We start from the raw sequence: 23,352 nt of genomic DNA on the forward strand, positions 1-23,352 counted from the left end.
TGTGTGTATCCTCCTTCCCTTACGCCTTGACGCTATCCGTGATAAATACCACGCCGCCCTTGGCGCCGGGGATTGCTCCTCTGATAGCGATGAGATTGTTTTCCGCATCGATCTTTACGATAGAGAGGTTCTGAACCGTGACGTTCTCGGCGCCCATGTGGCCCGGAAGTCCCTTGCCCTTAAAGACCCTTGACGGCGACGAGCACGCGCCGTTGGAACCGGCGTGGCGCGCAACCGGACCGGAACCGTGCGTCTCCTTGAGGCGGTGGTTGCCGAACCGCTTGATGGTGCCGGCGTAGCCCTTACCTTTGGAAACGCCCGCAACGTCGACCGCGTCGCCGACGGCGAATGTATCGGCCTTGATGATGTCGCCGACGCTCAGAGCCGAGCAGTCGTCGAGCCTAAATTCACGCAGCACGCGCTTGAGCGCGACGCCCGCCTTGGCGAAATGGCCCTTGAGCGGTTTGTTGACGGCCTTTTCGGAGATGTCGCCGAAACCGAGCTGCACGGCTTCATAGCCGTCGTTTTCGGTTGTCTTCTTTTGAACGACAACACACGGGCCGGCCTCAACGACCGTCACAGGGATCATTTTGCCGCTTTCGTCAAAAAGCTGCGTCATGCCGATTTTCTTGCCTACGATGCACTTTTGCATACCTTTCTGTACCTCCTGAAGGTTATTGGTCGGCGCTTGGCCGACTTGACCTGACGGCGAAAAACCGTCGTCGGGGTTTGCCTAAATCAGAGCTTGATTTCAATCTCGACGCCGGCGGGAAGCTCAAGCCCCGTCAGAGCCTCGACCGTCTTGTTCGACGGACGCAGAATGTCGATCAGCCGCTTATGGGTGCGCATCTCGAACTGCTCGCGGCTGTCCTTGTATTTATGGACGGCGCGCAGGATGGTGACAATTTCCTTCTCGGTCGGCAGCGGAATCGGACCGGAAACGCGCGCGCCTGTGCGCTTTGCCGTCTCAACAATCTTTTCCGCCGACGCGTCGACGAGCTGATGATCGTAACCTTTGAGCCTGATTCTGATTTTTTCCTTGACTGCCACTGAAGATCGCCTCCTTAAATGTTTGACTAGACGACGCTTCATATACCGTAAATCCCAGCACACCCCTCCGGGTGTTCCGCGGACGGACATACAAAAAATCCGGTAAACCCGCAAGTTTATCCGGACTTCATACCGCCGCCCCGGCGCACAGCTTGCCCGCAAAACGCGTGCATGCGCCGCTTTATCAGTATTAAAGTCGCCCGGTTTAAAATCGGACATACTCCGCGGAAATTCCCCGCCTCAAGGGCGGCCACCTCCCGCATCTTCGCATATCTAGTGCAGTCGTGCCTTAGTATAATACCATATTCCCTGTCGGATTGCAAGTATTTTCCCGGCGCTTTTACAAATTTTTTTCGTCTTTTTTCATCACTTGTGACAATGGACTGCGCACGCCTGCGCCCCTCCGCCACAGCGCACGTGCGGCCATTAAAAAAACCGCCGGGGCGGCGCCCCGGCGGGGAAGGTTTCATCAGAAGGCCGGTCCGCCAACCTCTCCAGCGGCATGCCTGCGCCAGAACTCTTTTTTAAGCTGCGAGGAACCGACCAGGTAAAGAATGGGCAGGACCACGCCGCCGACAAAACTGATCATACCATTGAGCGAGAAAAGCCCGCCCGCGAACAGCATTCCAATGACGCCGAGCACCAGAAGCGTGATGCCCCAGCCAAGGAAAAATCCGCTTTTCTCCGGCCTGGACGCGCGCGACAGCCCCATAATACCCGCAATCAGACGCGGAATTGCCGCAATGGCAGCGACTACAATCATCATGGCGTACACAACGCCGAGCGTCGCGCCCATGATATCCTGAAACTCGTCGGTTTCAAGCACACGTTGCAGCTCTTCCGGGCTGGAAACGCCGGCGTCAGCCAAAAAGGCGGGATCGTCAAGCGCCATCTGCATCATCATACCGCCGATGCCGTCGACTCCGCCGATTTCACGGCCGACGCCCGCAGCCAGCATCACCGCCGACACAACACCGAGTATCGCCGATACGATCAGCAAAATGGCCGTGACCTTCAAAAGCGTATTCTTGTACCCGTTCTCCATAAATGCTCCCCCTTGTTTACAATTTGTTTCCCATACCTCGGCGCGGCCCCTGATAGGCAGCGCCTGCCCCACTGTTCGCGGCGCAGCCTGTATAGACGCAGCGCCAGCCCCGCTGTTCGCGGCGCAGCCTGTATAGACGCAACGCCCACCCCACTATTCGCGGCGCAGCCTGTATAGACGCAGCGCCTGCCCCACTGTTTGCGGCACAGCCGGCTAAAGTTTTTTGGCATACCTTTTTTTCAAAAAAGGTATGAAGTTTTTTGCCGAGCTTTTTTTCAAAAAAGCCGGAGGCGGAAAGCTGCCGCTTGCAAGAAGCGCGCCAGCCGCACGGCGTCTGTCACGCTTCCTGCTGGCGGAAGGCCCTGCGCCTGAACAGGCTCTTGCGGCCTGCGGGCCGCGCTTTTTATGAGGGCTGCGGCCCAAAGTTCAGGGCTTTGCCCTCGTCCAAGCCAAAGACCCGCGGGGCCTTTTGCTTGGACTCACCCACCGCCTTTTGAAAAAGGCGGGCGAAAACTTTTGATCGCCGCGGCGTAAATCATGTTATGTACAGCCCACCCCGCTGTTCGCGGCGCAGTCTGTATAAACGCAGCGCCCGCCCCACTGTTCGCGGCGCAGCCTGTATAAACGCAGCGCCCGCCCCACTGTTCGCGGCGCAGCCTGTATAAACGCAGCGCCCGCCCCACTATTCGCGGCGCAGCCGACTAAAGTTTTTTGCTGAGGCTTTTTTTCAAAAAAGCCGGAAAGTTTTTTGCTGAGCTTTTTTCAAAAAAGCCGGAAAGTTTTTTGCTGAGCTTTTTTCAAAAAAGCGGGAGGCTTAATAGGCTTTGCCCCAGATGATGCTGGTAACGGCCGGTTTGCCGCAGATCGGGCAGGTATCGCCGATGTGCTCCTGCTCGAAGGGCATACAGCGGGAGGTCAGTCCCGCCTCCTCCTTGACGCGCAGTTCGCACGCCTCGTCGCCGCACCACATCGACTTGATGAAGCCGGTTTTCTCCACGGCCAGCTGTTTAAGCTCATCGAATGTTTTTGCCGTCCAGGTGCGCGCCTCGCGGTTGGCAAGCGCCTTGTTGTAAAGGCCGTCGTGCACCGCGCGCAGCAGCTCGGGTATCCTTTGCTCCAGCTCGTCAAGCGCAACGACCGTCTTTTCGCGGTTGTCGCGGCGTACAACGACGCACTGTCCCGCCGCAATGTCGCGCGGACCCATCTCCAGGCGGAGCGGCACGCCCTTCATCTCATATTCGGCAAATTTCCAGCCGGCGCTGTTGTCGCTGTCGTCAATCTTCACACGGCAGACGCCTCCCAGGCGCTGCGCCACGGCGCGCGCCGCTTCGAGCACGCCCTCCTTGTGCTGCGCAATCGGCAGCACAACCACCTGAACCGGCGCGATGGCCGGCGGCAGCACAAGGCCGTCGTTGTCGCCATGCGTCATGATGATCGCGCCGATGATGCGCGTCGACATGCCCCACGAGGTCTGATGCGGGTATTGGGGCTTGTTGTCGCGTCCCTGGAATGTAATGCCGAAGGCGCGGGAAAAACCGTCCCCGAAATAATGCGACGTGCCCGACTGAAGCGCCTTGCCGTCGTGCATCATCGCTTCGATTGTGTAGGTCGCTTCCGCGCCGGCAAACTGTTCCTTTTTTGTCTTGCGGCCCTTCGTCACAGGGATGGCAAGGGAATTTTCACAGAATTCGGCGTATACGCCGAGCATCCGCTCCGTCTCCTCCATCGCCTCCTGCTGCGTCTCATGCATGGTATGGCCTTCCTGCCACCAGAATTCACAGGTGCGCAAAAATGGGCGCGTCGTCTTTTCCCACCGGACGACTGAGCACCATTGATTGTAGAGTTTAGGCAGGTCGCGATATGAGTTGATAATCTTTGCGTAGTGCTCGCAGAACAGCGTTTCAGAGGTCGGGCGCACACACAGGCGCTCCGTCAGCTTTTCCTCCCCGCCGTGCGTCACCCAGGCCACCTCCGGAGCGAAGCCCTCGACGTGATCCTTTTCCTTCTGAAGCAGGCTCTCAGGGATAAACATCGGCATCTGTACATTCTCATGCCCAAGCTCTTTGAAGCGTGTGTCAAGGATGCGCTGAATATTTTCCCAGATCGCGCAGCCGTAAGGGCGCACAATCATACATCCGCGCACGGATGAATAATCCGCGAGATCGGCTTTTTTTACAATGTCTGTATACCATTTCGCGAAATCCTCGTCCATCGAGGTAATCGCTTCCACCATTTTTTTCTGATCCGCCATTCGTTATGAACTCCTTCGCCACACAATGATATTATTTGCGTTTGCCAAGCAGACGCAACAGATATAAAAACAGATTGATAAAATCAAGATAGAGATTGAGCGCCGAATAGATGGAGACCTTATCAAGCATCTGCGCGTCGTTCTCATAAGCGTGGTAATAATCCTTACACTTCTTCGCGTCATAGGTGGTGACGCCGAGGAAGATTGCGATTCCAATAAAGCAGATGGCCGTATCGAGCACCGGCATATGGATAAACAGGCTGACAAGCTCCATGACCACCAGCGTGATCAGGCCGAACAACACAATCGGCGCAAAGCCTGACACGTCACGCTTGGTGATCAGGCCGGCGCCGGCCATCACACCGAAGAACAGCGCGGCCACACCGAACAGGAAAATAGCCGAACCGGCCTCATACATGAGCATCAGCGGCGACAGCGTCACGCCGGTCAGCACGGAAAAGCCGAGAAAAATCCCCCGCGCCGCACCGACGGACATTTTGTGAAGGCGCGCCGTCAAAAAGACGACAAGCGCCAGCTTTGCGACCAAAAGTGCAAACGGCAGCCACCATGTGATAAACAGCGCGATGACCAGCTTTGTCGCGTACAGCGCCATACAGGTCAAAAAGGTGAGCAGCAGCCCTAAAAACATCCAGGCATATGTTTTGGCCACATGCTTATAAAGCGGGCTTTTTGTGTGCATCTCCACATAGGACATATCCGCGTTTCCATTCGTATACATAGTATCTATCCCTCCATATCGGTCGCCGGTCCCGCCGGCAAAAGTCTTTGCTCTTATCATAGCCGAAAACGCCCGCAATTGCAAGCGGTCCGGCGCCATGTCGCTTTTAAAAAAGTGTTGCCGGATGATCGATTTGGCGGTTTCTATAAAGAAAGATTGTTATGGCAATTGCCTTGTGCCATAATCGGTTCAACAAATCGGAATTTTTATGAAAGGCGAACACAAAATTGAAAATCGTTATCCGGGAAGAAATATGCTGTGATGATCGTAATCTAAAAAAATATCTGCTGCGCGTTATGCGTCTTTGGTAAATAAAAACTATTACGAGCGAATTGTGACATTCGTTTGTTTTCCTGTTGAAAAAATGGCTGTCACAAGTAAAAATGTGGAGAAAGCTCTTAAAAAGATTAAAAACCAAAATGTCACTGCTCTATATTTTGCGCGGTGCTTTACACTGGAGGCTATAAAAATTATTAACGAAAAGCATGGCGTGACATTTGGCCTAATTGAGTATCCTTGGACTGACGATAGCTGTAATCAAATTCGTGGAGGTACGGAGTAAATTCCAGTTTATCGGCAGCCCTCCGGCAATGGGCGGCTTGCCCCCTTTGGCCTTTTTAACGAACGGCTTTGCAAAGCGGCTTTCAACAGCGCCAATCTGAAAAGGGAGCGCGCCATGAGACATTTTTCGTATGCAAAAGCCCCCGCCGCTGCGGGGGCTTTTATACAAACGCCTTACTGATGGTCCTCGATGTACTTGACAATGTCGCCGACAGTCTTGATGTTTTCAATCTCCTCGTCGGGGATCTCGCAGTCGAACTCCTCCTCGAGCGACATCACAAGATCGACGATGTCGAGCGAATCGGCGCCCAGATCGTTTTGGATGCTGGCTTCCATTGTGACGGCGTCCTCATCCACATCGAGCTGATCAACCAAAATTTCCCTTACTTTTTCGAATACCATAATTAGCAGCCTCCTGAACATACTTTTTGAATTATAAAAATCTTTATTTCAGATGCATGGAGCGGCGCGCCGCGCGCCGTCCCGTTTCCGACGAATTTTATCATACCTGTTTTGCCACGGTTTGGCAATAGGTATTTATACATAAATTTATATCTCCCCAGCCGGCCAATCTGGCGGGCGTGCACAAGGAATCTGCGCCGCGCTTGCTATTTGCCAAGTGCAAACGTGATTTCGGCCGTCACCGCGCGCTCGCCGTCGACCGTGGCGACGGCTTTTCCGACTCCGAAGCTGCCGCGCATCTTGAGCATTTCCACCTCCAGCCGCAGCGTGTCGCCCGGGAGCACCTGGCGGCGGAATTTCGCCTTGTCAATACCGGCAAAAAATGCGATCTTGCCCTTGTTCTCCGGCAGAGCCAGCGCGCAGACCGCGCCCGCCTGCGCGAGCATTTCAATAATCAGCACGCCCGGCGTAACCGGATGCTCGGGAAAGTGCCCCCGGAACCAGAATGAATCCGGCGCGATGAACTTTTTTGCTACGACGCGTTTTCCGATTTCAAGCTCCTCCACCTCGTCGATCAGCAAAAACGGATCGCGGTGCGGGATGATTTCCATAATCTGATTTTTATCAAGCAACGCCATTTGTATGCCTCCTGCCTTAACGTCATGATTACAGGCCTGTTCAGCCTTCGTATTTTTTCAGCAGCAGGCTCGCATTGTGCCCGCCGAACCCAAGCGAATTGGACATCGCATATTCAAAATCAACGCGGCGCGCGCCCTCGGTGACATAATCGAGATCGCAGTCCTCATCAGGCACCTTGTAGCCAATTGTCGGCGGTATCACGCCGTTGTGCAGCGCAAATGCCGTTATAATGGCCTCGACGCCGCCGGCCGCACCGAGCATGTGGCCGGTGACGGATTTTGTGGAACTGACGGCCAGCTTGTAGGCATGATCGCCGAAAGCGGTCTTGATCGCGCGCGTCTCGATCTGCTCGTTGAGCGGCGTGGAGGTGCCGTGCGCGTTGATATAGGCGACCTGCCCGGGCGCGACGCCCGCGTCGGCCAGCGCGTTTTTCATAGCCATCGCCGCGCCCATGCCCTCGGGATCCGGTCCGGTGATATGATAGGCGTCGTCCGTCGCGCCGTAGCCGACGACCTCCGCAAGGATCGACGCGCCGCGCTTTTTCGCGCGCTCAAGCTCCTCGAGCATCACAAGCCCCGCGCCCTCGCTCATGACAAAGCCGTTACGCTCCTTATCAAACGGGATGCACAGCCGGTCGCAATCGGTCGTGTCGGAAAGCGCCTGCATATTGTAAAAGCCCGCGATCGCAACATCGTTGATCGGCGCTTCCGTGCCTCCGGCAATTGCTAAATCAAGATAGCCGTATTTGATCTTTCGGAACGCCTCGCCGATCGAGTGGTTACCCGTGGCGCATGCGGTCACAACGGCGAAGTTATCGCCCTTAAACCCATATTCAATCGCAATCTGTCCCGCGGCCATATTACAGATCATCATCGGGATCATAAATACGGATACGCGGTCCGGCCCTTTCTCAAGGAATTTTTTGTGCTCAACCAGCGTCGTCTGGAACCCGCCGATGCCGCTGCCGACAATCACGCCCGCGCGAAAGGGGTCAAATTCCCCCAATTCGCCCGCGCCGTCCATAACCTGCTTGGCCGCAGCCATTGCAAACTGCGTGAAGCGGTCCATACGGCGCGCTTCCTTCTTATTCAGCCCCATCGCAACCGGGTCCCAATCGTCGATCTGCGCGGCGCATTTCACCTTGAGCGCCGACGTGTCAAACGACGTGATCGGCTTGAAATTGTGCCTGCCGTGGACAACACTGTCCCAGAAGGTCTTTGTATCCAGCCCGACCGGCGAAACGACGCCTGTCGAGGTAATCACCACTCGTTTCATATCCGCTCTCCTTTCAGCTCCGTCGCACGCCGTTCCCCCCGCCGCGCGCGGCCCTGCTTTTCTTCATTTTGGGTCTTTCCCCGAAAATATAATCGATCCGCCTTTTTGAAGGGCCAGGGGGGGCGCGCGACCCGTGCGCGGGCTGCCCACCGCCGGCCGCTGCGCTTGCCCCACTATTTGCGGCGCAGCCTGTATAAACGCAGCGCCCGCCCCACTGTTCGCGGCATAGCCGACTAAAGTTTTTCGCCGAGGCCTTTTTTCAAAAAGGCCGGAAAGTTTTTTGGGTTACCTTTTTTTCAAAAAAGGTAACTAGAAGCCGCCATCGACAGCGAGGATCTGGCCGGTGATGTAGGAGGCGCGGTCGCTGACGAGGAAAGCGACCGCCTCGGCGACATCCTCAGGACGGCCCATGCGCCGCAGCGCAACGCCGGAAAGAATCGCTTCCTTGGCCTTGTCGGGCAGCTTGGCGGTCATATCCGTCTCAATGAAGCCCGGCGCAATCGCGTTGACCGTGATGCCACGGCCGCCCAACTCTTTGGCCGCCGTCTTTGTCATGCCGACGATCGCGGCCTTTGAAGCAGAGTAATTAAACTGGCCGGCGTTACCATAGAGGCCCGAAACGGACGCCATGCTGACAATGCGGCCGCCGCGCTGCTTCATCATAACGGGCGTGACATGGCGCACCATATTAAATACGCCCTTCTGGTTGACGGCGATCACACTGTCATACTGTTCCTCGCTCATGCGCGCGATCAGGCCGTCGCGCGTGATGCCCGCGTTATTTACAAGCGCGTCGATGCTGCCAAACCGCTCCTGGACCGACTTAACCATCGCGGCGCATTCGTCAAATTTTGAGATATCGGCGACAAAGCACTCCGCCTGCACGCCGTGGGCGCGGCATTCCTCCGCGACGGCCTGCGCCTGCGCAAACAGGCTTCCAAGGCAGTTGACGGCAATATCAAAGCCGTCGCGCGCAAGCGTCAGGGCGATGGCGCGGCCAATTCCGGTCGCCGCGCCTGTAATCAAAGCTGTCTTATTCAATGGTAATACCCCTTTCCGAAAACAGGTTTTTCATCAGTTCTTCTCCCTCATGCATCAGGCGGTCAACAATCGCCTGCGCCGGCTCAACAGCCTTGACAAGCCCCGAAATCTGACCGGCCATGAACGTGCCCTCGTCGAGATTGCCGTCCTGCACTGCTTTGCGCAGGGAACCCGCGGCCGCCTTCTCAAATTCGATGCGGTCAATATTCTGGTTTTCCATCTTGAGCAGGCGGCGTGTAAATTTTGTCTTGATTGAACGGATCGGCGCGCCGCCCTCACGGCCCGTCACAATCGTATCGGTATCCTTCGCGTCAATGATCTGCCGGCGGTAAACGTCGCACGCGGGGCTTTCCTGGGCGCAGACAAAAACGGTGCCGCACTGCACGGCCTGCGCGCCGAGCGCGAACGCTGCGGCCACGCCGCGGCCGTCCGCGATGCCGCCGGCCGCGATCACAGGCACGCCCACCGCGTCCGCAACCTGCGGGACAAGCGCCATTGTCGTCAGTTCGCCGATGTGCCCGCCGGATTCACACCCCTCGGCGATCACGGCGTCCGCGCCCGCGCGTTCCATGCGCTTGGCCAGCGCGGCGGACGCCACGACCGGGATCACCTTGATGCCGGCGCCTTTCCAGGAATCCATGTATTTGCCGGGATTGCCCGCGCCCGTCGTAACGACCGCGACCCTTTCCTCGGCACAGATACGCGCCACATCGTCGGCAAACGGGCTGAGCAGCATCACATTGACGCCGAACGGTTTATCAGTAAGCGTTTTTGCCTCGCGGATCATGGCCTGCACCACGTCGCCGGGCGCGGCCGCCGCGCCGATCAGCCCCAGGCCGCCCGCGTTGGAGACAGCCGCAGCCAGCTTCGCGTCGGCCACCCACGCCATACCGCCCTGAAAGAGCGGATGCTGGATGCCGAGCATTTCAGTTATCTTTGTTTTTAACATGTTAAATCCTCCCTGTCATTCACCACATGGTTTTCCAGTCCGGCCAACGCGCCTTTGTTTGGCAGGCATAGCGCCGATGCGCGCGGGGAATCATAAAATCCTGCTCAAAACACCCGTCCATACGGAATTTTTGACAGATTTCAAACGTTATGTCGAAAGCTTTTTACTTTATGATACCTGCGCGCGCCGCCGATGTCCAGAAGGAAACGATATTTTGCCATCTTTGCAAAGCGGCATTGTATAACCGGCCGGCAGGGCGGCAGCGGGCTGCGCCCGCGCACCGCCCCGGCCATAATCAGGTGAAACGGCCGCTCCGCGATTATTTTACCATTCAAAAACGAGGCTTGCATAAATCAGGCCCGCGCCGAATCCAGAAAGCCCAATCTTATCGCCGCGCTTGACGCGTCCGGCGCGGTTCAGCTCGTCAAGGGCGATCGGAATGGACGCAGACGAGGTGTTGCCCGTATGATCGATGGTCATCCACGCTTTTTCCATTGGCAGCCCCAGGCGGTCCATCGCAGTCTGGACAATGCGCACATTGGCCTGATGCGGTACAATCCAATCCAGCTCCTCCGCCTTGACGCCGGCCTTTTCACAGGCTTGCAGCAGCGACTGCGGCATCACCTTTGTCGCAAATTTGTAAACCTCGCGCCCGCCCATGACCATATGTCCGGGACCCTCCGGACGGCTGTAAACAGCGTCCTGCTCCGGCGGGTTGTGGGTAAAGGGCGACGCGGGCGGCGGGTTTTTGCAGAACATCAGGCCGTAGCCGGTCCCGTCCGCGCCGAGCGAAGCGCCGTAAAGCGCGCCGGCTGCGCGCACCACAGCCGCGCCGGCGCCGTCGCCGAACAGCACGCAGGTGCTGCGATCCTCATAATTTGTCAGACGCGAGAGCATTTCTGCCCCAACAACAAGCGCATATTCGATATCTCCACAGGCGAGAAAGCGGCGCGCCATGTCAAGCCCATAGACATATCCCGCGCACGCGCACGCGATATCATAACACATTGCGTTTTTCGCGCCGACCGCCCCCTGGATGATACAGCTCATCGAGGGCGTTGCAAAATCAGCCGATACCGACGACACAATAATAAGTCCAATCTGTTCCGGAGAAATTCCGGCGTCCTCAATGGCCTGGCGCGCGGCGCGCTCGCCCAGCCTCCAGGTTGTTTCACCGTTTGCGATATGGCGCGTTACGATGCCCGTGCGCGGCCTGATCCACTCATCCGAGGTGTCCACAATCCTGGCATATTCGTTATTATCAACAATATTTTCGGGAAGGCAGCGGCCCGTTCCGCATATTTGAATACCTGCCATGTTTTCTCCCCACCGATTGCAAATTCCCTCTTGCATCCGGATTTTTGTTGTGTTATAATGAGTCCGAAATGTAACAAGTGTTATATTTCACAATTGCTATCATACAGGTTTCAGACACAATTTGTCAACTATAAAATTGTTAAAAATTCTTTTAATGGAAAAGATTTAAAAAGAGACAATCTAATTTGTACGCACAGGGGGATTTTTTGAGATGAACAAACTTGCTTTCGTTTTCAGCGGCCAGGGTTCCCAGTATCCCGGCATGGGCCGCGAGCTTTATGAGAACTTTGAGTCCGCGCGCAACGTTTATGAATGCGCCAACGACATCCTGGGTTTTGACATCGCCAAGCTCTCCTTCGAGGGCGACGCGGCCACGCTGGCGCAGACCAAGATCTCTCAGCCGGCCATTTACGCTGTTTCCATGGCGGCCTACTCCGTCGTCTCCGAGCTGTGCGAGCCGCAGGCTGTCGCCGGCCACTCGCTCGGCGAGTACGCGGCGCTCACCGCCGCCGGCGCTTTTTCCCTTGAGGACGGCTTTAAGATGATCGCGGCGCGCGGCGCGGCCATGCAGCGCGCGGCTGACCGCAATCCGGGCAGCATGTTCGCCATCATGGGCAGTGACGAGGAAACCATCGCGCGCGTCTGCCGCGAAACGGCCGGCTACGTGCTGCCGGTCAACTACAACAACGCCACCCAGACCGTGATCGCCGGCGAGAGCGCCGCCGCGCAGGCCGCCGCCGATACGCTCGCCGGCATGGGCTTCCGTGCGACGAAGCTTGCCGTTTCCAGCGCGTTTCATTCCAAGCTGATGTCCAGTGCGGCCGAGGAATTTTCCGAGGCGATCGCCGGTGTACGCATGAACCCGCTGAGCATCCCGTTCTATTCCAATCTGACCGGCCACATGCTCCCCGCCGGCGCCGACCTGCACGAGTATCTTGTCGAGCATCTGATCTCGCCGGTCCACTTCCACGAGGAGGTCCGCGGCATGGTCGAGGAAGGGATCAACCTGTTCATCGAGCTTGGCCCGAACAAGGTGCTTACTTCGCTGATTAAGCGCGGCTTTAAGCAGGTTTCCGCCTGCAACGTTGAAAAGCCAAGCGCCGTCGAGAAGCTCAAGGAAACGCTTTAATTTCAGGATAGTCCGGAAGGGACGCCCGCGCGGCGTCCCTTCTTTCTGTCCGGCCCGACGTCACCAAGGAGGTATCATCATGCAGTCTTACGCCCTGATTGGCCATCCGCTCGGCCATTCGCTTTCCCCTCAGATTCACGCGCGCCTGTTCGCACTCGAGGGCCTCGACGCGCGCTATGAGCTGACCGACATCGCGCCTGAAGATTTGACCGCGCAGATGCCGCTGCTACGCCGGCATCTGCGGGCCTTCAACGTAACGATTCCACACAAACGCGCGGTCATCCCGCTGATTGATTCGCTCACAGAAAACGCGCGCTTATACGGGGCGGTCAACTCCGTCTCGATCGGCGGCGATGGCCATGCCGAGGGCGACAACACCGACTGCGGCGGCTTTTTGCGCGCGATGCAGGCCGCCGGCATCGCTCTGGAAACTTCCGTGTGCGTGCTCGGTGCGGGCGGCGTGGGGCGCATGTTTGCAATCGAATGCGCACGGCGCGGCGCGCTTGTTACAATCGCCGTGCGTGGAACAAACCTGGATAAGGCGCAGGCGCTCGCCGCTGAAATCGAAACGCTCTGCGGCAAACGCCCCCGGACATGCGCACTTTCTGAGCTGCGCGGACATTACGGCCTTGTGATCAACGGCACGCCTGTCGGCATGTATCCCAAAATTGATGCGTGTCCGGTTTCCGAGGACTTTCTTGCCGGTGTGGACGCGGTGTTCGACTGTGTGTACAACCCTTCTGAAACGCTTTTGCTCGGGCGCGCACGCGCATACGGCAAAAAAACAGCCGGCGGCATGGCCATGCTGGTCTGGCAGGCGGCGATCGCGCATGAACGCTGGCACGGCACGCATTTTCAGGAGGCGGACGTCGCGCGTATCATCACGGATATGGAGCGGGCGCTCACGGAAAAGGAGCGCGGCCAATGAACAATATTCTGCTGTGCGGCTTTATGGGCTGTGGAAAGACGACGGTCGGAAAGCGGCTGGCCGCTTTGACCGGGCGCGAATACATCGATCTCGACCGCGAGATTGAGCTGGAAGCGGGCATGACCATCCCGGAGCTGTTCGAGCGGTTCGGCGAACAGGAGTTCCGCGACCGCGAACACGCGGCCGTCGCCGCGCTCGCCCGGCGCATCGGCTGCATCGTATCGACAGGCGGCGGCGCGATGACGTTCCCGCGCAATGTTTCGGCCGTCTCCCCCGACGACCGTATTGTCTTTCTCGACACGCCGTTTGATGTCTGTTACGAGCGAATCAGGGACAGCGACCGCCCTATTGTCCGCCGCAGCACCCCCGATGAGCTGCGCCGGCTCTTTGAGACGCGCCGCGCCGCCTATCAAACCGCCGCCTCCGTCATCCTTCCCGGCAATGACACCCCTGACAACCTCGCCCGCTTTTTTGAAAAAAAGCTTGGCAAAAAACTTTAGTCGGCTGTGCCGCGAACAGTGGGTTTGGCACTGCGTTTATACAGACTGCGCCGCGAACAGTGGGACGGGCGTTGCGCAATTAGTTTTGCGCAGCATCAATCAAAAGTTTTCGCCCGCCTTTTTCAAAAGGCGGTGGGTGAGGACGGTACAAAGGCCCTGCGGGTCTTTGTACCGGACGAGGGCGAAGCCCTTTTCCCCGGGCCGCAGCCCTCGTAAAAAAGTGCGGCCCGCAGGCCGCAAGAATCCTGTTCAGACGAAGTGCCTCCCGGCAGCAGAATGCGTGACAGACGCCGCGCGGCTGGCGCGTATTTTGCAGGCCCGCGGCATCCGAAAGACGGCGTTCCACGCAAACAGGGCCGCCACTCTACATCGCCGGACACATATAACTGAAATGGAGGAATGAGCATGGAACATGCAATGAAGCTCTGGCTTGAACAATTTACAGCAGCCGTCCGGCAAACCTTTGGCGCGCGCGTCGAGGCCATCGGCATTCAGGGCAGCCATGGACGCGGCGAAGCGACCGAACAAAGCGATATTGACATCGTGGTTATTCTGGATGCGCTGTCATACCGCGATTTAAAGGTCTATGACGCCGCCATTTCAAAGCTGCCGCGCAGGGCGATGATCTGCGGATTTCTCTCAGGCCGGGACGAACTGGCGCGGTGGGACCGCGCGGAGCTGTTCCAATTTTACCACGACACAACCGTTCTGTATGGCAGCCTTGATTTTCTGCCTCCATTGATCACCCGCGAGGATATCCAAAGAGCCGTTCTGACCGGCGCCTGCACTATTTATCACGCTTGCGTACATAATGTTCTGCACGAGAAGGATCCGGAGATCCTGCGTTCGCTTTTGAAGGCGGCTGTATTCACCCTTCAGGCCAAGCATTTTTATGAAACGGATACCTATATTAAAAGGCACGCTGATTTGGCCGGCGTACTGGAGGGGGACGAACGCGCGCTGCTTACGTATGCCCGCGGCGCGGCAACCGGCTTTGATACAGCTTCGGAGTCGCTGCTCACTTGGTCGTCCGGCGTTGTCAAAGCATACGGAAATCAATAAGCCCATATGTGTATGTGGAGCAAAAAGATGGGACGGCCTGCCGGCCGTCCCATCTTATATATTTTTTACGCGGGTATTTCGCAATCCTCAAAGGAACCGATCGCCTGACAGACAGGACATACATCCAAACGGTCCTCATAAATCGCGCCGCAGAACATGCAGCGATAACCGTGTTTTTTCTTGACCGGCTGTGCAGGCTTGGCGGGCTGCTCCTGCTGATCAGCCGCCGGCGTCTCCTTGTCGCTTTTAATCAGGCGGACCATCGCCTCCATGAACTGTTTTTCATGGCTCTTTTCAATCTCCGCAACCTTCTCAAACATCACTGCCAGCTGCTCAAACCCCTCCTCACGGGCGACCGCGGCAAACTGTGGATACATGTCCGACCACTCGTCAAATTCGCCGGCGGCCGCATCCTTGAGGTTTTCCAAATTGCCCTTGATTGCGCCGTTGAGCGTTGTAAACCAGATCTTGGCATGGACTGATTCATTGCCTGCCATTCTGTCGAACAGCGCGGCAAGCTCCTGGTTGCCCTCCTTGCGCGCTTGATCCGCATAATATGTATACTTGTTCCGGGCAACCGATTCTCCCATCAGCGCCGCTTTCACATTTTGTTCCGTTTTTGTCCCTTTTAAATCCATCTGTTAATCCCCTTTTATAAAAATAATAATAATTACTATTATTATAATCTATATTTTGGATTTGTCAACACATTCCTATGAAAAAATAGCTGCTTTGCAGCTATTTTTTGCGCATCCGCCCGCAGAGCGCGCAGATGCGTATTTTAATCAGACGATCAAATATTTATAGATTTGCGCTCCGCAATCTAAAAAAACCGCCGCGGCTTTTAGCCGCGGCACTTCCCTGCATTTCATTTATGAGTTTTATTTTAAAAGATACAAATGACCGTTGAAACGCATCAGGATAACATACGGTTTTCCGGAATAATCGATCAGACCGTAAGATTAGCATTATCCCGGCTCCCGTGTAACCATTCCTTTATAAACAGCTTCAAATCTTTCTGAATCACCGATACGGTTGATGGATACCAAAGGAAGCTGTCCCGAATACGTCGCCTGATATTCTTCATTATATTCCTCGCAATAGCGCGTTGTATCCGTTAAAGGAAGCAGCGGAAGCAAATCGCTCAAAGAATCGTATTCAAAACGGAATTCCTGTACATATCCGATATCTGGATTCACGGACGACGCTTCCGACGGTTCTGCATTCTGTGATTGCCCTGCCGAGGATGCACAACCTGTAAACGATATCAAAATGAGTACTGGGCACAACAGAGCACATAAAACACCTTTTACAGAAAATGTTTTTTTCGCCATCATATTCCCCCTTGATCTCAAAGCGGTCCCGCCCTGCGGACAGGGCGGGACCATCCATCTTTTAGCTGTCAGGAATGGCCTGCCAGTGTCCCTTCATAAAGGATTTCCCATCCGCCGGTTCCATCGGGATTGTTTATTTTGCGGACATCGCTGGTTTTATAAATATACCCCGAAAATTTAACGCCGCCGCGCGTTACCGTTACCGACTTGCGTGCCGGAGCATCTCCCGGACCAGAATAACGGTCATTGGGAAAATAAAAATATTCTGAGTATTCGATATACATCGGCGCTCTTGCAATCCCATCTTATTCTGCTATCTCAATGTTGGGTTCCGGGTTCCATTCTGTTGCCGCCATCGCTGTCACGCCCATTGTTATCAACAAAGCCGCTGCCAAAAAGACGCTCAAAAACTTTTTCATAATTTCCGTCCTTTCTCAGATGTTTCTGGTTCTACAGTCGGACTTTTTTCACGTACATTGGAATCACACCTCTCCTGATTATAATTTTTATTTGCTCTTACTTTATAAACCATTCGAAAGACATTTTGGGGACAACTTTTCCCAATTTTTTATTTTTATCAATTTAAAGTAATTTCTACTTCAAAAAAAGGCATGACCTATCGGTCATGCCCTCTATTATCCTTTCCCAGACGGGTCAACGATCCTTCAAAAAGAGGACGGCCGCCATCACTCCGCAGGTAATCGCAACGGATGCGCCCATAATAACGAGCGTCACAGCCGTAATACCGCGCCAGGGATTAAAAAGCCTCAAGCTGCGCATAGGCTTACTTGTTCAGGTTGCTTTCAAGGGTGGCCAGTTCGGACTCAAGCGCCTTCGGCAGCTTGTCGCCAAATTTGGCATAGAACTCCTTGATGCCCTTGACTTCCTCTTTCCAGAGGCTCTTATCGACGGAAAGCAGATCGCGGACCGTATCGGTCGTGATGTCCAGGCCCTCCACATCGATGTCCTCAGGTTTCGGCTCGTAGCCGATCGGCGTTTCTACAGCGTCAGCCTTGCCCTCGCAGCGGTCAACAATCCAGTTGAGCACGCGCATATTGTCGCCGAAGCCCGGCCAGATGAAGTGGCCTTCGTCATCGGTGCGGAACCAGTTGACATTGAAGATCTTCGGAGCCTTGTCGCCGAGCTTCTTGCCCATTTCAAGCCAGTGCGCCCAGTAATCGCCCATATTATAACCGCAGAAGGGCAGCATGGCCATCGGGTCGCGGCGGACAACGCCAACTGCGCCGGCCGCGGCGGCAGTCGTCTCAGAAGCCATCGTGGAACCGACAAACACGCCGTGCTGCCAGTCGCGCGCCTGATAGACAAGCGGAGCGGTCTTGGCGCGGCGGCCGCCGAAGATGATTGCGGAGATGGGCACGCCGTTGGGGTTGTTGAACTCGGAGGAAATGCACGGGCAGTTGATCGCCGGCGCGGTGAAACGGGAGTTCGGATGCGCGCCCTTGCTGCCATCGGTGCAATCCCACTTTTCGCCCTTCCAGTTGAGCGCGTTCTTTGGCGGGTTCTTGTCGAGTCCCTCCCACCAGACGGTGTTGTCGTCAAGGTTGTGGACAACATTGGTAAAGATCGTGTTCTTCTGCGTGGAGATCAGCGCGTTCGGATTGGACTTCATGTTGGTACCGGGCGCGACGCCGAAGAAGCCGTTTTCCGGGTTGATCGCCCACAGGCGGCCGTCCGGTCCGATGCGCAGCCAGGCGATATCGTCGCCGACGGTCCAGACCTTGTAACCAGCCTTCTTGAACTTCTCGGGCGGGATCAGCATGGCCAGGTTTGTCTTGCCGCAGGCGGACGGGAACGCAGCGCAGACATACTTGATCTCGCCCTGCGGGTTCTCAAGGCCGAGAATGAGCATATGCTCGGCCATCCAGCCCTCATTTTTCGCCTGATACGAGGCGATGCGCAACGCGAAGCACTTCTTTCCAAGCAGAACGTTGCCGCCGTAACCGGAGTTGACGGACCAGATGGTGTTGTCCTCCGGGAACTGGACGATATAGCGGTTTTCCTCGTCCATCTGCGCCTTGGAGTGCAGGCCGCGGACAAAGTCGTTGGATGTTTCGCCGAGCTGGTCAAACGCCTGCTGGCCCATGCGGGTCATGATATCCATGTTGAGCACAACATAGATCGAATCAGTCAGCTCGACGCCGACCTTGGAGAACGGGGAGCCGATCGGGCCCATGCAGTACGGGATGACGTACATGGTGCGGCCCTTCATCGCGCCGTCAAACAGCTTGCGCAGCTTGTCGTACATGACGTTCGGGTCCTCCCAGTTGTTGGTCGGGCCGGCGTCCTCTTTTTTGCGCGAGCAAATGAACGTACGTCCCTCGACGCGTGCGACATCGTTGACAGCCGTCCTATGCAGCAGGCAACCGGGCAGCTTTTCAGGGTTGAGGGCTTCCATCTCGCCGGTGGCGAGCGCCTGGTCGCGCAGCTCTTTAAGCTGCGCCTCGCTTCCGTCGATCCAAACAACCTTGTCAGGTTCGACAAGCGCCTTCATTTCCTCAATCCAGTTGAGGACATTTTTGTTGTTGGTCATGATTTTACTCCTCTCGATGTATTTGGAACGGTTTTTAAAACGATATAGAGGAAATAACAAACGCGGTTTTTTTCAGACTTTTGCGGCTTTATCCCGGAAAATCCGAAATCTCCCACGTTTAGCATTATACCCCTCGTCCGGCCCGATTGCAAGGCGCTTGACGCGCTTTCTGTTAAATTTTCGTCAATATCTGCAACCGCCACAAAAATCGCCGCCGGCACCGCCTCTTTTTTTATAGATTGCGCTGCAATCTGCAAAATCCACCGGGTCCATTTTGATCAATCCGCGCCGCCCGCGGGTCAGGCGGGGGCGCCAAAGGCCCGCCTTCCGCACGCCTGCGCAAAATCTTCGGCAATATCCATTGACGGCGCTGCATTCAGGTCCGCGCCCGCGCGCACGCCGGCCTGATATTCGTAATATGCCTGCGCGCCGATCATCGCGGCGTTATCCCCGCAGAGTGAAAGCGGCGGCGCAAAATACCGCCAGCCCTGCGTGCGGCACATCTGCTCCAATGCGGCGCGCAGGCCGCTGTTGGCGCTGACGCCGCCGGCTGCGGCGATTGTTGCGCAGCCGTGCGCACGCGCGGCTGCGCACAGCTTGTCCGTCAGCACTTCGCACACTGTGCGCTGAAACGATGCGGCCAGAGAATCGATATCCACAGTCTCCCCCTTCTGCCGCGCGTTATGCAGAAGGTTGATCACAGCTGTTTTCAGCCCCGAAAAGCTGAAATCATACGGCGCGCCGTCGACACGCGGCTTTGGCAGGCGGTACCGATCCGGATCGCCGCGGCCGGCCGCCTGATCGATGTACACGCCGCCTGGATATGCAAAACCCATCGCGCGCGCGGCCTTATCAAACGCCTCGCCGGCCGCATCGTCGCGCGTGCGGCCGATCACCTGAAAATCGGTATAGCCGTTTACCCGCACAATATGCGTGTGCCCGCCTGAGACGACCAGACACAAAAACGGCGGCTCCAAGCCGGGATGCGCCAGATAGTTGGCCGCGATATGCCCGCGGATGTGGTGCACCGGCACGAGCGGTTTTCCCGCGGCATACGCAAGCCCCTTGGCGTAATTGACGCCGACAAGCAGCGCGCCGATCAGCCCGGGCGCAGCGGTCACGGCCACGGCGTCGATTCCCGCGAGCGTGCAGCCCGCGTCGCCAAGCGCCTTTTTTACAACGGGTACGATGTTTTCACAGTGGCGGCGCGACGCGATCTCCGGCACGACGCCGCCGTAGAGCTGGTGCTCCGCCACCTGCGAATCGATTGCGGACGAACGGATTGTCCGTCCATCCGTCACAACGGCCGCAGCCGTCTCGTCACAGGAGCTTTCAATCGCCAGTATATTCATGCGTCGTCCCTCCTGCGCCCCTGCGGCGTTACAGTTAAAAAAGCGGTCATCAGCACGGCGTCCTCCGTCGGGTTGGCGTAGTAGCGTCTGCGCCGTCCCACCACGCCGAACCCGGACTTTTCATAAAAGGCGATCGCCGGCGCGTTGCTTTCACGCACCTCGAGCGTGATAAAGCCGAGCCGCGCGCGGCGCGCGAAAGCGAACAGCCGCTCCATCAGCCGTGTGGCCAGGCCATGCCGCCGCACTGGCTTTGCGACAGCGACATTGGCGATGTAGCCCTCGTCCAATACGCGGTGCATCCCCACATAGCCGAGCACTCGCGTTCCCGACACAGCCACAAAAAAGACGGCGTTCGGGTTGGCAAGCTCCGTTTCCAACACACGCGCGCTCCACGGCTGCGAGAAGCAGGCCCGCTCAAGCGACGCCACGCCCACGATATCCTCTGCCGTCATACGGCGACAGCGCACCGCGCGCATGCGGGCGCATGGATAGTCCGAAAACCGGCGTGTCCAAAGCCGCCGGCTATTTTGCTGCAAACCAGTTGTCTCCAACGTTTGTATCCGCTTCAAGGGGGACCTTGAGCGCAATGGCATGTTCCATTTCCTCCTTTAAGACGGCGCGTGCACGGTCAATTTCATCGTCCGGCGCCTCCACAAGCAGCTCGTCGTGCACCTGCAAGATCAGGCGCGCGCGCAGCCCTTCGCGGCGCAGACGCTCAAACACGCGTACCATGGCAATTTTAATGATGTCGGCCGCTGTGCCCTGAATGGGCGTATTGCGCGCAACGCGCTCGCCGAAAGCCTGCGTCACCTTGTTGGAGGCGGCAAGCTCAGGCAGGTAGCGCCGGCGGCCGAACAGCGTCTTGACATAGCCGTTTTCCCGCGCAAAGGCGATGGTATCCTCCATGTATTTGCGCACGCCCGCGTAGTGGGCCAGATAGCTTTTGATATAGCTGTCAGCTTCGGAAATCGTGACGCCGATATCCTGCGACAGTGAAAATGCCCCGATGCCATAGACGATCCCAAAATTAACCGCCTTGGCACGCGAACGCATCAGCGGCGTGACCGTCCCGCCCGGCATTCCGAACACCTGCGCCGCCGTTGTGGCATGGATATCCTCGCCGCTTTGGAATGCTGCGATCATATTCTGATCATCGGCCAGGTCGGCCAGCACACGCAGCTCGATCTGCGAATAGTCGGCGTCAACCAGCTTCCACCCCGGACGCGCTGTGAAAAAACGGCGCATCCGGCTGCCCTCCTCAGTGCGTATGGGGATATTCTGCAAATTTGGTTCGGTCGAACTGATGCGGCCGGTGCGCGTCTCTGTCTGCTGGAAGGTCGACCGCACGCGGCCGTCTGGACCAACCACCTTTAAAAGCCCGTCCACATAGGTCGATTTAAGCTTGGAAAGCTTGCGGTACTCCAATATCTCCCCGATGATCGGATGCTGCGGGCGCAGCGCCTCAAGCACGTCCACATTGGTGGAATAGCCAGTCTTTGTCTTTTTCTTAGCAGGCAGGCCCAATTTCACAAACAGCACGTCTCCGAGCTGCTTTGGGGAATTGAGGTTAAAGTCATAACCGGCATAGCCGACAATCGCCGCGTGCGTCTCATCGATCCGGTCGTCAAGCTCGCCACCGTAGTCCCTGAGCGCCTGGGCATCGAGCGCGAAGCCCTCGCATTCCATGCCCGCCAGCACGCGCGCCAACGGCATTTCAATCTCGTAAAGCAGCTTCTCCTGTTCATGCTCCCGGATTTCATCCGTCAGTTTATCAAGCAGCGCGGGCAGCGCCGCGGCCTGCGCCACAAGCGCCGCGTACTGCTCCGGGATTTCGCCTTCGAGCGCGCGCATTTCAGTCCTATACTGCGCACAGAGCTGAACGGGGTCATAGCCGGCGCTTGTTGGACTTAACAAGTAAGCGGCCAGCTCGCCGTCAAACGTCACATTTTCCAGATGCGCGCCGCGCCGGTACGCCATACGGTGCAGCGGTTTGCTGCTCCATACGCGCAGCTTCACACCAGCGGCAAGCAGCGGCCCGAGCGTCTCGCCGCCGGAAAGCAGCAGCGTCCCGTCAGGCAGGGCGGCGGCGACGGCGACGATGTCGCCGCCGCCGTCCAGGCCGAACGCCAGATCGGCCGCCCCGGCCCCGATCACCCGCTGCGCAAAATCGGGCGCGCCAGCAATGACCCGCATCGGCCTGGACGGCTCCCGCGCCGTTTCCGGCGCGGCGCCGCCGCCCCCCTCCGTCTCCCGCGCGGCTGACGGGTCGACGCCCCAACGCTCCATCATCTTGAACATCTCGAGCCGCGCGAGCAGCGCGGCCGCCTTCGCCTGGTCGACCGGCGCACGCCGGTATGCCGCGGGCGAAGCGTCGATGGGCGCATCGCAGCAGATTTCACCAAGCTTTCGGCTTGTATAAGCCATCTCTTTGCCCTCGCCGAGCTTTTTACGCACGCCAGGCTTGATCTCGAGCGTATCAAGCTGTGCATAAATCGCATCGATATCGTGGTACTGCCCGATCAGCGACAGCGCCGTCTTTTCACCGATCCCGGCAACACCCGGGATGTTGTCGGACGCATCGCCCATCAGCGCCTTGACGTCGATAAGCTGCGCCGGTTCAACGCCATACTTTTCACGAACCGCCGCCTCGTCATACAGCGTCGAAGCGGGCTGCCCCATCTTTGTTGTGGCCAGCCGTACCGATACATGCGGCCCGACAAGCTGGAGGCTGTCGCGGTCGCCTGTCGCGATCACGCAGTCCCATCCCGTTTCGGTGCTGCTGCGCGCAAGCGTGCCGAGGATGTCGTCCGCTTCATAGCCCTCGCAGGTTACAATCTGAAAACCGAGCGCGCCGAGCAGCTCTTTGAGCGGCTCAAGCTGCGACGCCAGCTCATGGGGCATCCCCTTGCGCTGCGCCTTATAGCCGTCATACAGTTTGTGCCGGAAAGTCGGCGCGCGCAGATCGAATGCGACCGCCGCCGCATCCGGTTCAACCTCGTCGAGAACACGCAGCAAAATATTTAAAAATCCATAGATTCCATTGGTAAATTCGCCATTTTTCGTTGTCAGCGCCTTGATGCCATAATACGCTCTGTTTAATATGCTATTTCCATCAACCGCCAGTAATTTCACTGCCGGCCACCCCCTCGTTCCATCCAGCTGCGTCTGAAGCCCGCACAAGCAGCTTTTTTCCCATCATTTTTTATGTTCCGCATGTTTTATTAGTA

General features: G+C 57.1%; 22 protein-coding genes. 4 read left to right on the top strand and 18 right to left on the bottom strand.

The window, feature by feature from the left end; all coding sequences use genetic code 11:
* Nucleotides 1-19: 19 nt before the first annotated feature.
* From rplC to FMM72_RS15095, 11 genes are all read right to left on the bottom strand, one after another.
* Nucleotides 20-652 carry a 50S ribosomal protein L3 gene (rplC, locus tag FMM72_RS15045; protein ID WP_006873285.1) on the bottom strand — a complete coding sequence of 211 codons (633 nt, stop codon included), beginning with the start codon at nt 650-652 and terminating at the stop codon, nt 20-22.
* A gap of 86 nt (nt 653-738) precedes the next feature.
* A complete protein-coding gene (gene rpsJ, locus FMM72_RS15050) occupies nt 739-1,050 on the bottom strand; it encodes a 30S ribosomal protein S10 (RefSeq protein ID WP_006873286.1) in 312 nt (103 codons plus the stop codon).
* Nucleotides 1,051-1,519: 469 nt separating this feature from the next.
* Entirely contained in the window at nt 1,520-2,095 is a 576-nt protein-coding gene (locus FMM72_RS15055) for a hypothetical protein (RefSeq protein WP_162221881.1), read from the bottom strand.
* Between the two features lie 814 nt (nt 2,096-2,909).
* Nucleotides 2,910-4,346, bottom strand: coding sequence for a proline--tRNA ligase (gene proS / locus FMM72_RS15060; protein WP_162221882.1), 1,437 nt, complete (start codon nt 4,344-4,346; stop codon nt 2,910-2,912).
* A gap of 31 nt (nt 4,347-4,377) precedes the next feature.
* On the bottom strand, nt 4,378-5,085 hold the full coding sequence (locus tag FMM72_RS15065) for a Bax inhibitor-1/YccA family protein (protein WP_162221883.1): 708 nt from the start codon (nt 5,083-5,085) through the stop codon (nt 4,378-4,380).
* A 735-nt stretch (nt 5,086-5,820) separates the two neighbouring features.
* On the bottom strand, nt 5,821-6,048 hold the full coding sequence (locus FMM72_RS15070) for an acyl carrier protein (protein ID WP_024729485.1): 228 nt from the start codon (nt 6,046-6,048) through the stop codon (nt 5,821-5,823).
* A gap of 206 nt (nt 6,049-6,254) precedes the next feature.
* The gene (gene fabZ / locus FMM72_RS15075) at nt 6,255-6,686 is read right to left on the bottom strand and encodes a 3-hydroxyacyl-ACP dehydratase FabZ (RefSeq protein ID WP_160209737.1); all 432 of its coding nucleotides are present in this window, start codon (nt 6,684-6,686) and stop codon (nt 6,255-6,257) included.
* A gap of 40 nt (nt 6,687-6,726) precedes the next feature.
* A complete protein-coding gene (fabF, locus tag FMM72_RS15080) occupies nt 6,727-7,962 on the bottom strand; it encodes a beta-ketoacyl-ACP synthase II (RefSeq protein ID WP_160209736.1) in 1,236 nt (411 codons plus the stop codon).
* A 309-nt stretch (nt 7,963-8,271) separates the two neighbouring features.
* Entirely contained in the window at nt 8,272-9,003 is a 732-nt protein-coding gene (gene fabG / locus FMM72_RS15085) for a 3-oxoacyl-[acyl-carrier-protein] reductase (RefSeq protein WP_162221884.1), read from the bottom strand.
* Nucleotides 8,996-9,952 (bottom strand): enoyl-[acyl-carrier-protein] reductase FabK, encoded by a 957-nt coding sequence (fabK, locus tag FMM72_RS15090; protein WP_162221885.1) that lies wholly within the window; start codon nt 9,950-9,952, stop codon nt 8,996-8,998. Before fabK ends, fabG begins: the two co-directional genes overlap by 8 nt.
* Nucleotides 9,953-10,276: 324 nt before the next feature.
* Nucleotides 10,277-11,269, bottom strand: a complete 993-nt coding sequence (locus FMM72_RS15095) for a 3-oxoacyl-ACP synthase III family protein (protein WP_243157841.1) — start codon at nt 11,267-11,269, stop codon at nt 10,277-10,279.
* Between the two features lie 211 nt (nt 11,270-11,480).
* Between FMM72_RS15095 and fabD the strand changes: the two genes are divergently transcribed.
* The 4 genes from fabD (at nt 11,481) to FMM72_RS15115 (ending at nt 14,888) form a co-directional block, all read left to right on the top strand.
* Nucleotides 11,481-12,398 (top strand): ACP S-malonyltransferase, encoded by a 918-nt coding sequence (fabD, locus tag FMM72_RS15100; protein ID WP_162221887.1) that lies wholly within the window; start codon nt 11,481-11,483, stop codon nt 12,396-12,398.
* Nucleotides 12,399-12,477: 79 nt separating this feature from the next.
* Entirely contained in the window at nt 12,478-13,326 is an 849-nt protein-coding gene (locus FMM72_RS15105) for a shikimate dehydrogenase family protein (protein ID WP_162221888.1), read from the top strand.
* Nucleotides 13,323-13,826 (top strand): shikimate kinase, encoded by a 504-nt coding sequence (locus tag FMM72_RS15110; protein WP_160209730.1) that lies wholly within the window; start codon nt 13,323-13,325, stop codon nt 13,824-13,826. The genes FMM72_RS15105 and FMM72_RS15110 overlap by 4 nt, the downstream gene beginning before the upstream one ends.
* Nucleotides 13,827-14,231: 405 nt before the next feature.
* A complete protein-coding gene (locus tag FMM72_RS15115; protein ID WP_243157842.1) occupies nt 14,232-14,888 on the top strand; it encodes a nucleotidyltransferase domain-containing protein in 657 nt (218 codons plus the stop codon).
* Nucleotides 14,889-14,953: 65 nt separating this feature from the next.
* Here the strand turns inward: FMM72_RS15115 and FMM72_RS15120 are convergent, their stop codons facing one another.
* The 7 genes from FMM72_RS15120 to polA all read right to left on the bottom strand — a co-directional run bounded on the left by FMM72_RS15120 (nt 14,954) and on the right by polA (nt 23,257).
* A complete protein-coding gene (locus FMM72_RS15120) occupies nt 14,954-15,526 on the bottom strand; it encodes a rubrerythrin family protein (protein ID WP_160209728.1) in 573 nt (190 codons plus the stop codon).
* A gap of 330 nt (nt 15,527-15,856) precedes the next feature.
* A complete protein-coding gene (locus FMM72_RS15125; RefSeq protein ID WP_162221890.1) occupies nt 15,857-16,225 on the bottom strand; it encodes a hypothetical protein in 369 nt (122 codons plus the stop codon).
* A gap of 781 nt (nt 16,226-17,006) precedes the next feature.
* Nucleotides 17,007-18,773, bottom strand: a complete 1,767-nt coding sequence (locus FMM72_RS15130) for a phosphoenolpyruvate carboxykinase (GTP) (protein WP_160209727.1) — start codon at nt 18,771-18,773, stop codon at nt 17,007-17,009.
* Nucleotides 18,770-19,030, bottom strand: coding sequence for a hypothetical protein (locus FMM72_RS15135; protein ID WP_160209726.1), 261 nt, complete (start codon nt 19,028-19,030; stop codon nt 18,770-18,772). Before FMM72_RS15135 ends, FMM72_RS15130 begins: the two co-directional genes overlap by 4 nt.
* A 42-nt stretch (nt 19,031-19,072) precedes the next feature.
* Entirely contained in the window at nt 19,073-20,125 is a 1,053-nt protein-coding gene (gene tsaD / locus FMM72_RS15140; RefSeq protein ID WP_162221891.1) for a tRNA (adenosine(37)-N6)-threonylcarbamoyltransferase complex transferase subunit TsaD, read from the bottom strand.
* Nucleotides 20,122-20,661 carry a ribosomal protein S18-alanine N-acetyltransferase gene (rimI, locus tag FMM72_RS15145; RefSeq protein WP_243151628.1) on the bottom strand — a complete coding sequence of 180 codons (540 nt, stop codon included), beginning with the start codon at nt 20,659-20,661 and terminating at the stop codon, nt 20,122-20,124. The genes tsaD and rimI overlap by 4 nt, the downstream gene beginning before the upstream one ends.
* Entirely contained in the window at nt 20,648-23,257 is a 2,610-nt protein-coding gene (gene polA / locus FMM72_RS15150) for a DNA polymerase I (protein ID WP_162221892.1), read from the bottom strand. The genes rimI and polA overlap by 14 nt, the downstream gene beginning before the upstream one ends.
* Between the last annotated feature and the right edge of the window lie 95 nt (nt 23,258-23,352).

This window comes from Anaerotruncus colihominis (genome assembly GCF_010206195.1).
GTDB lineage: Bacteria > Bacillota > Clostridia > Oscillospirales > Ruminococcaceae > Anaerotruncus > Anaerotruncus colihominis_A.